This window comes from Streptomyces sp. JLBG701 (genome assembly GCF_058544905.1).
In genome coordinates this window covers 1087727-1101421 of record NZ_CM178588.1, presented here as the reverse complement: position 1 = coordinate 1101421, position 13695 = coordinate 1087727, and the positions used below count along the sequence as shown (strand labels likewise).

The following is a 13695-nucleotide window of genomic DNA, read 5'->3' as shown; positions in this document are numbered from 1 at the left end:
GAGTATCCTCATTCAAAGTGGGTTGGCAACGACGGAAGGAAGACATGGTCGACTTCTCGATCGATGCGGAGTTCCAGCAGAAGCTGGACTGGATGTCGGACTTCGTGGAGAACCGCATCCGCCCACTGGAGTACGTCTACGACTACGACATCGACGCTGCCTACGACGTCGACAACCGGGCCCTGCGCAAGGTCGTCAGGCATCTGCAGGACGAGGTGAAGGCGCAGGGGCTGTGGGCGGCTCACCTCCCGCCGCATCTGGGCGGGCAGGGGTTCGGGGCCGTCAAACTCACCTACATCAACGAGCACTTCGGGGGCTCGGCGTTCGGGCCGGTCGTCTTCGGGTGCCAGGGGCCCGACAGCGGCAACTCCGAGATCCTCGCCATGTTCGGCACCGACGAGCAGAAGAAGACCTATCTGGAGCCCCTGCTGGCCAACGAAGTCTTCTCCTGTTACGCGATGACCGAACCGCAGGGTGGCTCTGATCCGACCAACTTCCGGACGCGGGCCGTTCGTGACGGTGACGACTGGGTCATCACGGGCGAGAAGTGGTTTGCCTCCAATGCCAACCACGCCGCCTTCATGATCGTCATGTGCGTGACGGATCCGGGGGCGCCGCCGCACGGTCGCGCGACCATGTTCATCGTTCCCACCGACGCGCCCGGGTTCGAGGTGGTGCGCAACATCGGACTCTGGGGGGACAACCCCGGTAGCGGTGGGCACCCTTGGCTCCGCTTCAACGCAGTGCGCGTACCGGACACCGCGCGCCTCGGCCCGGTGGGGGAGGGCTTCAAGGTCGCGCAGTCACGGCTTGGCGGTGGGCGACTGCACCATGCCCAGCGCACCGTGGGCCACGTCAAGCACATGCTCGATCTCATGGGGGAGCGCGCTCTCAGCCGAGAGTCGTACGGCGAGGTGATCGCGCAGAAGCAGGCCGTTCAGCATGACCTCGCACGGAGCTTCATTGAGTATCAGCAATTTCGGCTCCTCGTTCTGTATACCGCGTGGATGTTCGACCAGCGCGCCGAACACGGTCGCGAAGGCCGCAAGATGATCTCCGCCGTGAAGGCGGCCATGGCCAAGATCGCGCAGGACGTCACCGTCCGCGCCGTTCACCTGCACGGTTCCATCGGCGTGTCCAACGTGATGCGGTTCGGCCAGTACATGGCTCTCGCCCTGCATGAGGGTATGGCCGACGGGGTCACCGAACTGCACCTCTCCTCGGTGGCGCGGGCGTTGTTGCGCGACTATCAGCCTGCGAAAGGGAACTTTCCGACCGAGGTGCTCTTCGAGCGGAAGGCGTGGGCCGCGGACCAGTTGCGGCCCGTCCTCGACCAGGTGGGGGTCACGTTCGAGGAGAGCCGAGGCACTGTCGATGTGGTTCCCGTGTCCCCGCCTTGGCGGCCGCCGTCGATCACGCCGACCGGGTGACCAGTCCGGAGAGCGCGATGTCCGCCAGGCCATCGGCGAGATCCTGGGCCGAGAGCGTGCGACCGGGTTCGTACCAGCGGAAGGTCCACGCGACAAGACCGACGATCGACTGCGCGACGATCCCTACGGGAAGCCTGGTCGTGAACTCGCCGGAAGCGACCGCTTCCTGGACGAAACCCTCGATGAACTCGAACTGGCGCTGGGACAGATCAATGATCGGATCCAGATCGCTCTGCTTGATGCCCTCGAACCGGGACAGGTCCTCGTGCACCCAGATGTAGAGGTAGGGGAAGTGGCGGTCGTAGTGCCTCATCAGCACACTGATTCCGGCCCGCAGCTTGTCAGCCGGTGACTGCTCGGACTGCGACACCTTCGTGAGGTCCTCGTCGCTCTCGATGAGAGCGCGGTGCACCATGTCCGCGAGCAGCTCTTCCTTGCCCGCGACGTAGTAGTAGATGCTGGCGCGATCCGCCCCGAGCTCCTCGGCGACGTCGCGCAGTGTCATGTCGTGAAACCCCTTGCGACGCATCACCGTTGTCGCCGCGAACTCAAGCTCTGCCCGCCTGCGCAGATACGTCTCGCTGGGACGTTTCCGGGCCTTGCTACGCCGGCGGTCGATATGGCTGCCCGCCTCGGCGCCGCTGTCGTCGTTGGCCGTCCCCATGCCGTGAATCCTACGGCGTGCGTCGGCCTCCTACCGTCCGTCACCGTCCCCGGCCGGCGAAGGCTCCGAGCGCCGAGGCCAGGGCCGGTGCGTCGGCGAGAGCACGCAGCATGTCGTTGAGGTGGGTGCAGCCGGCGACGCCGGCCAGCACGCTGAGGACCATCGGACGAAGTTCTCCGAGCGGGCGACCGATGAGGTGAGTCGTGTTCGGAACGGCGAGCGGGCACTCGCGGTAGGGAAGCACCCGGGGGACCGGCTCGACCGACTGCAGGACGAAGCCGGCCGCATCGGCTTCCGCGGTCAGGGCGTATTCGTGGATCGACTGTCGGCCTCCCTCCGGGAGGGTCGAGGAGTCCTGGAAGAAAGCGTCGACCTGGACCGTGGAACCACTCGTCCACAGGTCCAGGCGCCGGGCCCGGCGCATGGAGACCTCGTGGTGGTCGACGACCTCGTGCCAGGCCCGGTCGTCGTCGACATCGTCGATGCCCACGGCACGCCCCCGGTGTTGCTCCCACCGAAGTGTGCCGTCGGGCGCCAGCGCGCTCGATCCCTCCTGATATCCGGTGCACACGCCGGTCATGACTCTGCGTCGGACCTCCTCCTTGCCCGCCAGGTAGCGCTCCATGCCGTACCACGGTCGGAACGCCGATCCGGACACCAGCGTGGCACCGGGAAGGTCGTCGAGCAGCAGATGGAGCGGCGTCGCGGCGGAGACGTCCGCTGCCGCCACCTCGGCCAGCCGCGCGCGATGCCCGCTCATTCCGGAGTGACCGACGAGGCCGTCGAGCAGGGGGCGTTCGGGTGCCGTGGAGATCTCCGCGATCAGCCGCCGGGGATCGAGGACGACCCGCATCCGAGCTTCGGCGACGACCGAGGCGGTTCCGTCCGCCGACGTCACCAGATCACGCGCACGGCCGTCGAGGATCGTCTCGCCTCCCATCCCGTCGGGCCAGGTGGCGTCGATCGTGCTGGTGCGCCGTATCGAACCCGGACGACGAGCGGGAGCCGAGGTCCCCGGTCCGCCGGGCGTCAGTCCCGTCGGCACGTCGAGCCCCATCACCCCTCGCGTCGGACCGTCACGTGACGTCAACGCACGACTCCCGCGTCGCGGAGACCGGCGATGCGGGCTTCGTCGTATCCGATCGCGCGCAACAGGGCGTCGGTGTGCCGGCCCAGGGTGCAGCCCCCCTCCGCCTTGGTCGTCGACCGGGAGAAGCGGTTGAGCGGGGCGAGGCGACGGTGCTCGTCGAAGATCGGGCTGTACGCGTCGACGGCGTAGCCCGCGTCGTAGAACTCGTCGCTCTGCATGTGCCGTTCCGCCGGTGTCTGGGTGACCGCGACGCAGCCGACGTCCTTCGCCGTGAGCTCGGCCTCCCACTCGGCCTTCGTCCGGGTGGCGAAGATCTTGGTGAGTACGTCCGCGAGCGCGTCGTTGTTGGCGGCACGCGCCCGGCCCGTGGCGAACCGCTCGTCGGCCAGGTCGCCGGGGTCGCCGAGACCAGTGGTCAGCGCGGCCCAGTCCCGTTGCGCCGGCGCGGCGAGGAACAGCCAGCCGTCGGATGCGGCATACATCCGGTAGAGAGCACTGAGACCTCGGAAGTCGGCGTCGACACGAGGATGCGCGGGACGTCCCTCATAGCTGGTGTTGTGGGCGATCAGTGCCTGGGTGCCCGTGCCGAGCATCGTGGCGACGATGTCGGTCAGTTCGATCCCGCGACGCTTCGCGTAGATCCCGAGGAGCAGGGTCGAGCCCACGCCGAGGGCGGCCATCCCGTCGGCCTGGACCGCCGGGACCGTTCCGCCGGCGTACAGTTTGCGGGCCTGATCCAGCAGCTGGTCGCGATTCTCCGCGGGGCGGCCGACCACCTGCGCGTCGGTCACGGAGACTCCCGATGCCGCGCCGATGGACGGTGCGTAGGCGGGCTTGGATCCGTACGGGCCGTCGATCCCGTAACCGGGGGCGTTCACGTAGACCAGATCCGGGTTGAGCGACTTCAGCGAGGTCTCGTCGGCGCCGATCCGGGCGGCGGCGCCCGCCCGGTAGCACTGGAGCACCACGTCGACCTGCTTGACCAACTCGCGCAGGATCTCCAGCCCTTCGGGGGCCCGGAGGTCCACGGCGATGCTCTCCTTCCCCTGGAGCGCCTTCGCGCCACCCGCCTCGGGGAACGCCATGATGCCGCGGATCAGGTCGCCTTCGAGAGGCTCGACCTTGATGACCCGCGCACCGAGGTCGGCGAGGAGAGTGGCGCCGTACGGTCCCGCGTACATCAGGCCGAGTTCGAGGACCGTCACACCGGCGAGGGGGAGCCCCGAGTGGCCGTGCGGTTCCCCGGCGTTCAGGGGACTTCCGCTCGGATCCTTCACCGGCGGCTCGCCGGCCGCCAGTTGTCGCAGCTCCCGGGTGTGCTCGCCGAGGCGAGGGGCGCGCCGGATCCTGGTGAGCGGACGTCCGGCCGCGTGGACCAGGGTCGACGGCTGGCGTACCGGGCCGAGGTCCGGATCGTCGACCACGGCCACGCGGCCCTCGTGCACCAGCTGGGGATGGTCGAGCGCCTCGTCCGGTGAACGGAACTGCTCGCCGAAGACATCCGGATTGCCGGCGAACGTCTCTTCCCACTCCCGCAGCGTCCGCTTCCCGACCTTCGAGATCATCTTGTTCCACCACTCGAACCGGAGCTCGGGCGTCGGAAGCATCGGAAAGCCTTCCCACTTCGGATCGGCGAGCTCGGAGCTCAGGCCGAGCTCGTCCAGCCAGGCCTGCATGAGCCGCGGCGCCGTCTGCGCGAACTGCAGCCAAGTGCCGTCCGCCGTCGCGGCGATGAGCATCGCGTACTGCAGCTTGGTCTGCGGCCGCCCCTGGTCGTCGTAGGCCGCACCCGTCGGCTGGAACGCCTCCGGAAAGCGGCTGAGCACCAGCTCGTGGAACCAGTTGTACGGGTCGTACGCTCCGACCCCGGTCACCAGATCGGACTCCACCACCTGGCCCAGGCCGCTCTCCTCCCGTTCGAGCAGCGCGGCAAGGATGCCCTGGACCGCTGCCTGCGCTGCCGCGAACGACGCGTAAGGAGTGGTGACGTAGGCGGGATCCGGTCCTGCGGTGAGTTGGTGCTTGGAGTGGAGAACGCCGCTCTTGGCCATGATCAGCGCCTCGTAGCCCTTGCGGTCGGACCATGGTCCGCGGGTTCCCCATCCGGTGATGAGAGCCGCGACCAGTCGTGGGTACCGAGCCGCCAACTGCTCGGCAGTGAAGCCGAGTCGCTCCGCGGCGGCCGGGCGCATCGTGGTGACGGCGACGTCGGCCCTGGTGAGAAGGCCTTCCAACGTCGCGCGATCGGCGTCGTCGTGCAGGTCGAGGGCGATGCTCCGCTTCCCGCGCAGCAAGCCGGGCCAGCCCGGATTCCCGCGCAACGGGCTTCCCCCGGGCGGCTCGACCAGAATGACGTCCGCTCCCGCGTCCGCGAGGAACTGCGTGGCCTGAGCGCCGGGCAGTGTCGTCGAGAGATCGACGACGACGATGCCGTGGAGCGGGCCTTCGCCGAGGTCGTCGTTCTGGTCCGTCATTCTCATCTCCCTTGGACGGGAACCCATATGCCGTCAGTTGAACCGGGTCGTCGCGAGAATGCCGCCGTCGACCAGCAGATCCGTCCCGGTGATGTACGACGCTCGGTCGGAGGCGAGGAACTCGATGGCGTCGGCGGTCTCGACCATCGTGCCCTCGCGGCCGAGGGGCGACCGGCGCAGCATGCTCAGCTTCAATTCGCGGTTGGGCCCGGCGGACTCCAGGGCACCCATCGGGGTGTCGATCGGGCCCGGCGACATCGAGACGATGCGGGCGCCCTTCTCTCCCCATGCCGCCGCACGCCTCCTGCACATGCGGAGCATCGCGAACTTGGTGAGCCGGTAGGCCTGGAGAGGCGTCTGCTCCGCGACCAGTGACTCCAGTCGCTCGACGAAGTCCGGTACCAGCGGGTCGTCGAGCACGGCGGTGATCTCCGGACTCGGCGGTTCGGCAAGGTGCCCGGCGGAGGAGGACACGAAGACCGCGGCCGTGCCCGGCGCGGCCAGGCCGAGACTCATTCGCTCGACCAGCCTCGCCCCGACGAGGTTCACCCTGAGCAGGGTGCGCCAGTCGTCCATCGACGGGGACAGTGCCGCGACGTGTGCGACTGTCCGCAGCCGTCCCCGTGCCGCGACCAGTTCGCCGAGTTCCGCAACCGAGGCGGGTTCCGTGATGTCGCACCGCGTCACCACCGCGTCGATCCCGTCCTCGCGCAGCGCGGCCTCCCGAGCCGGGTTCCTGGCGGCCGACAGGCTGGCCAGCACGAGCCGGTGGGACTGGCCCAGACGCCGTGCCGCCGACATTCCTATGCCGCCCCCGCCGATCACCAACGCGACGGGCAGATCGGGACGTTCGCTCGTCCCGGTCCTCACCTCACGGCCAGAGACCATGACGTCCCCTTTCTCCGGAACCGACGCCGGCCCGATCGCCTGGCGTTCGTCACGTCAGCGCGAACTCGGCGGAGCCGTCGACCACGAGCACACCGTCGTCCTTGCGCAGCTGGATCACGAGCTCCAGGCGTCGCTCGTTGTCGTGCTCGAACAGCCGCACGACCTCGGCCGATGCGATCAGCCGGTCCCCGCGGTACACCACCTGCGTGAAGCGCGTGCGAAAGCGCCGTACGCTCTCCTCCCCGAAGTGGTCGGTGCAGTAAGCGGCGAGCCAGCCGGCACCGAGCATCCCCGCACTGAAGGCCGCGGGATACCCGACGGACCGGGCGAGGTCGTCGTCGTGGTGCATCGGGTTCATGTCACCGCTCGCGCCCTGGTAGCGCACGATGTCGGTCATCGTGACCGGCCCGAACGTGCGCTCCGGAAGACGGGCACCCTGTGCGAGCTCGATCACGACGCCTCCTTGCGCACGTAGGCGGACGTGTACCGGCACTCGGCGCGCAGGAGTCCCTGGTCGTCGTGGAAGGAGACCAGGAAACGGACCAGCACCATCGGTCCCTGGCGGCCCCGCTTGATCCGAACGTCATACAGGCGTTCGGAGTTGTGCAGCGTTTCGCCTGCCCGCGGTATGGGGCCATGGAAGAAGTACTCCTGCTCCAGTGAGAGCAGATTCCGCACATCGGGCTCGATCCCGACCGTTGCGCACGCCTCCGCCACTTCGGGCGCGCGCACTGTCTCCCCGATGCGGCTCCAATAGATCACCGTTGCCAGGAAGGTCGGCGGAATCGGAGCGTTCGAGTTGTCGAGGTAGGCGGGGCGAGCCGCCGCTGTCGCGTTGGCGTACTCCCGTACCTTGCCCCACTCGATGGGCATGATCGCCATACCTGCTCCTCACAGTTGATCCGCAGGAGGTCTTCGCATCGCACTATTTCGCTGACGGATCCGACCGTCAATACTTTCTAAGAGTTGATCATTATCTTTTGGTGTTGGACGGCGGACGCGCGGTGGTTTCGAGCAGTGCCCCAGAAGTCAGGGCTGACCGGGATTCAGGACTACGAAGAGCCCCTCCGCTTCGGCGCAGAGCACGTCACCGTGACGAATCTCGGCCCTGAGCACGCGCTTTCGGCCTTCCTCGCTCACGAACCAGCCGTGTACGTCGAGTTCTACTCCGATCGGGGTGACCGACCGGAAGTCGGTGTGCAGGTAGGCGGTGCGGGCCCGGCTGCGGCCGGCCGAGCCCGACAGCCGACCCAGGACCTCGTCGAAGAGAAGCGGGATGGCGCCACCATGGACCGCTCCGTTCCCGCCCAGGAAGTAGCGGCCGAAGCGGACCGTGCCACGGACACTGAAGCGATCGGCCTCGTGGACCCGGAAAGCCGGTGCCATCGTCTGGCCACGGCCCAGCACGTCGTCCCGGTGCCCGAAGACCTGCTCGCGCTCGGGAACCGCCGCGTCCGAGAGCCGCTCGCACCAGGCGCCGAGGTCATGCGCCAGTGCGGCCACCGTCCCGGTGTCCGGCCGCGCGGCGGCGACATGGTCCAAGAAGGTGCGCAGGCGGGCGATCATTTCGCCGTACCCGTCTCCGGGCTCGCCGCCCGGTCCCGTCGACCGGGTCCATGATTCGACCTGCGGGATCCGCTCCGGCTCGGCGGTGTCCAGCCCGAGCGCCGGGTCGTCGGACCGTTTGCTGCCGAGCGGCTTCTCCTCAAGTGCGCCCTCACCGCTTGTCATGATCCTTCACTCCTTGTTCGTGGGTTCGCTCGCACTCGGGTCGGCTCACTGCGAAGAGGCGTGAGCGGGGTTCGATCTCGCCGAGGTGTTACGAACGGTTGACAGGCGGATTCGCGGGTGTGACTCTGATTAGAGGCTACTGATTATAGGTCAGATGCGAAAATATCGGGCATAATTCTCCGTAGAGATGTGATTCGGGGAGGAGTTTAGTGCCCTGAATAGGAGGGTGGCGGTCGTGTTTACGAGCTCGGCACTGGGTGCGTCGGCCATGCCTGTGGAATCGATCATCGACCCTCTGGGCGAATGCATCGCGGCGATGCCGAACCGCCATGACCGCCATGACCGCCATGACGAAGAAGCCGGCGACCGGCGCTGTCCGGAACGTACCGTCCTCGGAAGGGTCGCCTCGATCATGGAGGCCTTCAACGGCGGTCAGCAGGTGCTCGGTCTCGGTGACCTCGGTGAGTGCACGGGGCTGCCGAAGTCGACCGTGCATCGCCTGGCCGACCAACTGTGCCAGGTCGGGTGGTTGGAACGTGATCCGGGCGGATACCGCGTCGGTATGCGGCTGTTCGAACTGGGGGGCCTGGCTGTCGAGGGAAACCGGCTCCAGGAAGCCGCGTTCCCGCACCTGCAAGCCCTCGCGGCCAAGACCGGAATGTCCGTGCAACTCGGCATCCTCGACCGGACCGAGGTCGTGTATCTCGAACGTATCGTGGTGGGCCCGATCCGGTTGCCGACCCGACGCGGCGGACGCCAGCCCGCCTACTGCACCGCGCTGGGCAAGGCGATGACAGCGTTCGACGGCGAAGCCATGCGCGCGGTGGTCTCCGCGCAGATGCCGAGAAGGACGGCGAACACGATCACGGAACCCTTCGCCCTGTGGACCGAGCTCGACCAGATTCGTAAGGTCGGCGTGGCGTTCGACCGTAGCGAGGCGTACGAGGAACTCGCCTGCGTCGCCGCCCCGATCCGTAGCGCGGGGCGCGCTATCGGGGCGGTTTCGGTCACCAGCCCGGCCGGCCGGATGCGTTGGCGTATGGCGTCCGAGGCCGTGCGCAGCACGGCTGCCACGATCTGGAACGCGAGCTTCAGGGTCGGGAGCGCGAGCGGCTGGATGTAGCGGCCGCTTCTCCTCGACTGCGGCGTCTCCCGGGCAAAGCTCGACTGCCGACAGACTGCTGGTCAGCGATGGACCCAGCCCGCGTCGTGCCAGTACGTCAGGAGCTTCTCCATCGGTTCGGGCCAGGTCTCGATGTAGGTGACGCCCTCGGGGCCGGCCGTCATGATGTAGGGGGTTCCGGCTGTGCTGATCCAGAATTCGCCCGGACCGACGGTCCGGCTCCCCTCCTCCCCGTCCTTGCCCCAGGCGACGTGGAACCGGCCGCCGAACACGATGATCAACTCGTCGAGGTTGTGGTGGTGGCGGGGCACCGAGAAGTTCGGGGCGCACCGGAGCCCGTTCAGATTGAACGAACCATCGACCTTGGTCGAGAGCCACATGTTGCCCTCGAAGGTCTTCTGCATGTCGACCGGGGCGTCAGCGAGGAGACCACCTCCATGCCACAAGTACGTGGGAGCGGCTTGATCGACCGGCAATTCGATCCAGCCCTCGTCGGACAGCAGACTGAAGAACTCGATTCCCATGCCCCGATTCTGTGGAACGAGGCGGGGCGTGTCATCGGTACATCCCGGTGGCCGGAACGGGCGCGGTGGTCGGAGGGCAAGTACATCCCGATGAGCGGAACGGGCCGACGACATGACGGACGGCCGCGCGTACGGTCGCGGCGTGACTCTTACTTTCGGTGATCTGGTGGAGGACGCGGACTGGGTCCCGATGGACCTGGATCAGCAGAGGCATCCGAACTACTTCTGGAACGACGGTGGTTCGCTGCGCGACGCACCGGTGGACTTCCGGGCGACATTCGACGGGGCGATGTGGGTGACCACCAAGCCGATCGACATGCCGCGCTTCAATCGCAACCCGCTGCGCGTGCGCCCGAACTTCACGGTGCCCCGTCACCACCACAACGTGGACGAGATGCTCTTCGTCTTCGCGGGCGAGTACCACATCGAGCACTACGAGGCGGGCGAGCCGCAGACCGTGCGGGTGGGGCCGGGGGACTTCTTCCTCAGCCGTGCCGGCACGCCGTACACGATGACGGCCGGACCCGCGGGCGTCACCTACATCGAGACCTGGCCGAAGCCGGTGACCGAACTCGAGACGTACTGGCACGACGTCGGCTGGGTCCGACTGTAGTCACCGCCGGGTTCGTGTCCCGGCCCCTGAGGGCCGGGACCCCGGATCAGTCCGTCCAGAGGAACCGGTCGGCGACACGGTGGTGGTTGTAGATGGTCATCTCCTGCTCTTCGCTGAGCCGGTGGCCGTCGAAGCTCGGAGAGTGCATGCCGACCGTGACTTCCTTGGCGTTCATCAGATCCTGGGTGAAGATCTCGCCGAGGTCGGCTTCGCGGAAGTCCTCGAAGAACTCGGGCTGGAAGTCCCTCTTCTTGTCGTAGTCGGCGACGGGAACCTGGTCCAGGCTGAAGATCTCGAAGAGGCAGCTGTCCGGGTCCAGGCCGTTGGGGCGCGCCCGGTAGCCGAACACCGACCCCTGATTGGGCAGCAGGATCGTGTTCGGGAACACGTTCCACGCCGTACCGGCCTCCGCCCACTGCTCGGGGGTGATGACCGGCCAGTCGTAGCCCTCGGCGAGCGACAGTTCCCGGTACAGCTGGAGGAAGTACTGACCGGCGGTCATCCCCTCCGGCACGTCCGCGGTCTTGAGCGCCTCGGCGGCACGCCAGCTCCGCTCGTTCTCCAGGCCGCGCATGTCGTCGGCGATGTACTGCACGCTCAGCGCGACGCTGAGCCGCTCGTCGGTCACGCCTCCCGTGCCCCGGTTGGTCGGGTCCTTGGCGGCGTTGTCGGGATTCATGTCCTTCTTCTGGCCGACGCTCGAGTAGTGCGCATGCCGCTCGTACACGGTCGTGGGCGCCCAGATCCGTGACTCGAGTTCCTTCATCGAGGCGATGTTCGTGTTCGACTTGTCGAAGCGGTAGAGCTGCGGATGGGTCCCCGCCACGTGGTACGCCTCAAGGAATCCGTCCAGCGCGGTCTTCCAGTTGCACGGCAGCAGCACGCTCTTGAACCACCGGTACCGCATGTGCTCGAACTGGAACGGTGCGAAGATCCTCGGGATCGGGTCGAGGTACTCCAGGAGCGGCTTTGCGTCGGGGTCCATGTTGATGAACACGAACCCGCCCCACTGCTCCACCCGTACCTGGACCAGGCCCAGGTCGTCGTCCGAGCGGGGCACGAACTCCTCACGGTCGAGCACCAGCCTGATCGAGCCGTCCAGGTTCCAACGCCACCCGTGGAACGGGCAGATGAGCGAGCCGACGCGACCCCGTCCCCGCGCGAGGCGGGTACCGCGATGCCGGCACGCGTTGAAATAGGCGCGGATCGAGTCCTTGGCCTCCCGCACGATCAGGATCGAATGACCGCCGATCTCGTACTCGACGAAACATCCGACACCCGGCAATTCCTCGACGCGGCAGGCCATGAGCCACGCCCGCGTGAACACCTTCTCCAGCTCCAACTTGAGGAACTCGGAGTCCAGGTACCGGCCCTTGGGCACGAACGCACGGGAAAGCCGGTACTTCTCCGGGACTTTCTCGGCGGGGACATCGCCCTCGAACCAAGGAACGGGACGGGCCAACCGGGGCTCGATTTCCACAGACACCAAAAATCACTCCTCGACTCGTCGTACGCGCACGGCTCCGGGCGCGCACAAGGTGATGTCAGCCCGCGTCGGGGCCGGCGACCTCGGTCCCGTCGGCGCGCCGCACCACGTGGATGCAGTTGCCCGGGCACTCGTCGGCGGCGTCGATGACGTCCAAGCGCAGCCGCTCCTCCACGTCGGCCTGCGACCCTTCCGACATCAGCAGCTCCCCGTCGGCGTCGGCCTTGACGTAGGCCAGCCCATCGCCGCCGAACTCGAAGACCTCGGGCGCGTACTGGGTGCACAGACCGTCACCGGTGCACAGTTTCTGATCGATCCACACCCGTACCTCATCGCTCACGAGCCTCGCCCTCCTCGTCCACAGAAAGCTCCGAGCGCTTCACGACGTGCGGACATCCACAGGTCATCGCCCTTCGTCCGTCATCGCAGTGGCGCTGAACACGACTCTCCACGCGGCGTCCCAGGCCGTCCACCGGCCGTTCCATCAGACGGGACCGGAGCCGACGGCCCGGCGCGGGCGCGCCATACACTCAACCGGCCATCCGCTGCTGATGCCGCGCGAGCCGTGTGGCGGCGTCCCGGTCGTCGGCCTGTTTGCCACCGATTCCGCCGGTGGGGAGCGCCTCCGCCGCTCCCCACCACTCCCAGGAGGTCGGCCCGTGGCCGAGACCGTGACCACAGACATCCTCATCGTCGGTGCCGGCCCGATCGGCCTCTACGGCGCCTACTGCGCGGGCTTCCGCGGGCTGCGCACCGTCCTGGTCGACGCGTTGCCGCAGTGCGGTGGCCAGATCACCGCGCTCTACCCCGAGAAGCAGATCCGGGACATCGCGGCTGTTCCCGGCGCCCGCGGCCGCGACGTCGTGACCGCCCTCAAGGACCAGGCCGACGCGTTCGACCCGACCTACCTGCTCGGCCGTCAGGCGGTTGAGCTCAGGCACTCGCCCGACGGACGCCCGCAGGTCACCCTCTCCGACGGCACCACGGTCGATACCGGCGCTGTCGTGCTGACCGCCGGGATCGGCACGTTCACCCCGCGATCCCTCCCGGCCGGGGAGGAGTTCCTCGGCCGGGGGCTGAGCTACTTCGTCCCGGACCCGGCGGAGCACTCCGACCGTGACGTCCTCGTCGTCGGAGGCGGGGACAGTGCGGTCGACTGGGCGCTCGCCCTGCACCCGATCGCCCGCTCGGTGACCCTCGTACACCGTCGCGGCACGTTTCGGGCACACGCGGCGAGCGTGCGCGAGCTGCATGAACGCGGCGTCGACATCGTCACCAACGCCCAGGTGGAGACCCTGGCCGGCGACGACCGGCTGCGCCAGGCGCACCTCCGGGTCGACGGAGAGGACAAGGCCCGGGTGCTGAAGGTGGAGGCGGTGGTGGCCGCGCTCGGCTTCATCAGCAACCTCGGGCCACTGGCCGACTGGGGCGTCCGACTGGACCGGCGCACGATCGTCGTCGACACCCGGATGCGCACCACCGTCGACCGGATCTACGCTGCCGGTGATGTCACCGCGTACCCCGGCAAGGTCCGCCTGATGTCCGTCGGCTTCGGGGAGGTCGCGACCGCGGTCAACAACGCGGCGGTCGCCCTGGACCCCGCGCTGTCTCTCTTTCCCGGTCACTCGACCGAGTCGGCCTGACCGCCGACGCCCTCTCGAAGTGCCGCTTT

General features: G+C 67.8%; 14 protein-coding genes. 4 read left to right on the top strand and 10 right to left on the bottom strand.

What is annotated here, in order from left to right:
• The first annotated feature begins 44 nt into the window (after positions 1-44).
• Entirely contained in the window at positions 45-1430 is a 1386-nt protein-coding gene (locus AC5DRG_RS05075; protein WP_491808350.1) for an acyl-CoA dehydrogenase family protein, read from the top strand.
• On the opposite strand, the gene AC5DRG_RS05070 is transcribed toward AC5DRG_RS05075, so the two are convergent.
• The 7 genes from AC5DRG_RS05070 to AC5DRG_RS05040 all read right to left on the bottom strand — a co-directional run bounded on the left by AC5DRG_RS05070 (position 1414) and on the right by AC5DRG_RS05040 (position 8277).
• A complete protein-coding gene (locus tag AC5DRG_RS05070) occupies positions 1414-2094 on the bottom strand; it encodes a TetR/AcrR family transcriptional regulator (protein WP_491808348.1) in 681 nt (226 codons plus the stop codon). The genes AC5DRG_RS05075 and AC5DRG_RS05070 overlap by 17 nt on opposite strands.
• Positions 2095-2134: 40 nt before the next feature.
• Positions 2135-3139, bottom strand: a complete 1005-nt coding sequence (locus AC5DRG_RS05065; protein WP_491808346.1) for a DUF2889 domain-containing protein — start codon at positions 3137-3139, stop codon at positions 2135-2137.
• A gap of 41 nt (positions 3140-3180) precedes the next feature.
• The gene (locus AC5DRG_RS05060) at positions 3181-5658 is read right to left on the bottom strand and encodes a CaiB/BaiF CoA transferase family protein (protein ID WP_491808344.1); all 2478 of its coding nucleotides are present in this window, start codon (positions 5656-5658) and stop codon (positions 3181-3183) included.
• Between the two features lie 33 nt (positions 5659-5691).
• Positions 5692-6546 (bottom strand): SDR family oxidoreductase, encoded by an 855-nt coding sequence (locus AC5DRG_RS05055; protein WP_491808342.1) that lies wholly within the window; start codon positions 6544-6546, stop codon positions 5692-5694.
• 49 nt (positions 6547-6595) lie between these two features.
• A complete protein-coding gene (locus AC5DRG_RS05050) occupies positions 6596-7000 on the bottom strand; it encodes a MaoC/PaaZ C-terminal domain-containing protein (RefSeq protein WP_491808341.1) in 405 nt (134 codons plus the stop codon).
• The gene (locus AC5DRG_RS05045) at positions 6997-7428 is read right to left on the bottom strand and encodes an FAS1-like dehydratase domain-containing protein (protein ID WP_491808340.1); all 432 of its coding nucleotides are present in this window, start codon (positions 7426-7428) and stop codon (positions 6997-6999) included. The genes AC5DRG_RS05050 and AC5DRG_RS05045 overlap by 4 nt, the downstream gene beginning before the upstream one ends.
• A gap of 147 nt (positions 7429-7575) precedes the next feature.
• The gene (locus AC5DRG_RS05040; protein WP_491808339.1) at positions 7576-8277 is read right to left on the bottom strand and encodes a PaaI family thioesterase; all 702 of its coding nucleotides are present in this window, start codon (positions 8275-8277) and stop codon (positions 7576-7578) included.
• Between the two features lie 268 nt (positions 8278-8545).
• On the opposite strand from AC5DRG_RS05040, the gene AC5DRG_RS05035 reads away from it, so the two are divergent.
• Positions 8546-9400 (top strand): IclR family transcriptional regulator, encoded by an 855-nt coding sequence (locus tag AC5DRG_RS05035; protein ID WP_491808338.1) that lies wholly within the window; start codon positions 8546-8548, stop codon positions 9398-9400.
• Positions 9401-9462: 62 nt separating this feature from the next.
• Here AC5DRG_RS05035 and AC5DRG_RS05030 read toward each other — a convergent pair whose 3' ends face one another.
• Positions 9463-9924 (bottom strand): cupin domain-containing protein, encoded by a 462-nt coding sequence (locus AC5DRG_RS05030; RefSeq protein ID WP_491808337.1) that lies wholly within the window; start codon positions 9922-9924, stop codon positions 9463-9465.
• 142 nt (positions 9925-10066) lie between these two features.
• Between AC5DRG_RS05030 and AC5DRG_RS05025 the strand changes: the two genes are divergently transcribed.
• Positions 10067-10537, top strand: coding sequence for a cupin domain-containing protein (locus AC5DRG_RS05025; RefSeq protein ID WP_491808336.1), 471 nt, complete (start codon positions 10067-10069; stop codon positions 10535-10537).
• Between the two features lie 46 nt (positions 10538-10583).
• On the opposite strand, the gene AC5DRG_RS05020 is transcribed toward AC5DRG_RS05025, so the two are convergent.
• Together AC5DRG_RS05020 and AC5DRG_RS05015 are read right to left on the bottom strand one after the other, a co-directional pair.
• Positions 10584-12023, bottom strand: coding sequence for an aromatic ring-hydroxylating oxygenase subunit alpha (locus tag AC5DRG_RS05020; RefSeq protein ID WP_491808334.1), 1440 nt, complete (start codon positions 12021-12023; stop codon positions 10584-10586).
• 58 nt (positions 12024-12081) lie between these two features.
• Positions 12082-12363: a ferredoxin gene (locus AC5DRG_RS05015; protein ID WP_491808332.1), complete on the bottom strand. Its 282-nt coding sequence runs from the start codon at positions 12361-12363 to the stop codon at positions 12082-12084.
• Positions 12364-12682: 319 nt separating this feature from the next.
• Here AC5DRG_RS05015 and AC5DRG_RS05010 point away from each other — a divergent pair, with 319 nt between their 5' ends.
• Complete coding sequence (locus AC5DRG_RS05010) at positions 12683-13666, top strand: NAD(P)/FAD-dependent oxidoreductase (protein ID WP_491808331.1); 984 nt, start codon at positions 12683-12685, stop codon at positions 13664-13666.
• The last annotated feature ends 29 nt before the right edge of the window (positions 13667-13695 follow it).

Coding starts and splice junctions, on each gene's coding strand:
- AC5DRG_RS05075 (WP_491808350.1), top strand. CDS start 45: ATGGTCGACTTCTCGATCGATGCGGAGTTCCAGCAGAAGCTGGACTGG.
- AC5DRG_RS05070 (WP_491808348.1), bottom strand. CDS start 2,094: ATGGGGACGGCCAACGACGACAGCGGCGCCGAGGCGGGCAGCCATATC.
- AC5DRG_RS05045 (WP_491808340.1), bottom strand. CDS start 7,428: ATGGCGATCATGCCCATCGAGTGGGGCAAGGTACGGGAGTACGCCAAC.
- AC5DRG_RS05060 (WP_491808344.1), bottom strand. CDS start 5,658: ATGACGGACCAGAACGACGACCTCGGCGAAGGCCCGCTCCACGGCATC.
- AC5DRG_RS05055 (WP_491808342.1), bottom strand. CDS start 6,546: ATGGTCTCTGGCCGTGAGGTGAGGACCGGGACGAGCGAACGTCCCGAT.
- AC5DRG_RS05030 (WP_491808337.1), bottom strand. CDS start 9,924: ATGGGAATCGAGTTCTTCAGTCTGCTGTCCGACGAGGGCTGGATCGAA.
- AC5DRG_RS05040 (WP_491808339.1), bottom strand. CDS start 8,277: ATGACAAGCGGTGAGGGCGCACTTGAGGAGAAGCCGCTCGGCAGCAAA.
- AC5DRG_RS05035 (WP_491808338.1), top strand. CDS start 8,546: ATGCCTGTGGAATCGATCATCGACCCTCTGGGCGAATGCATCGCGGCG.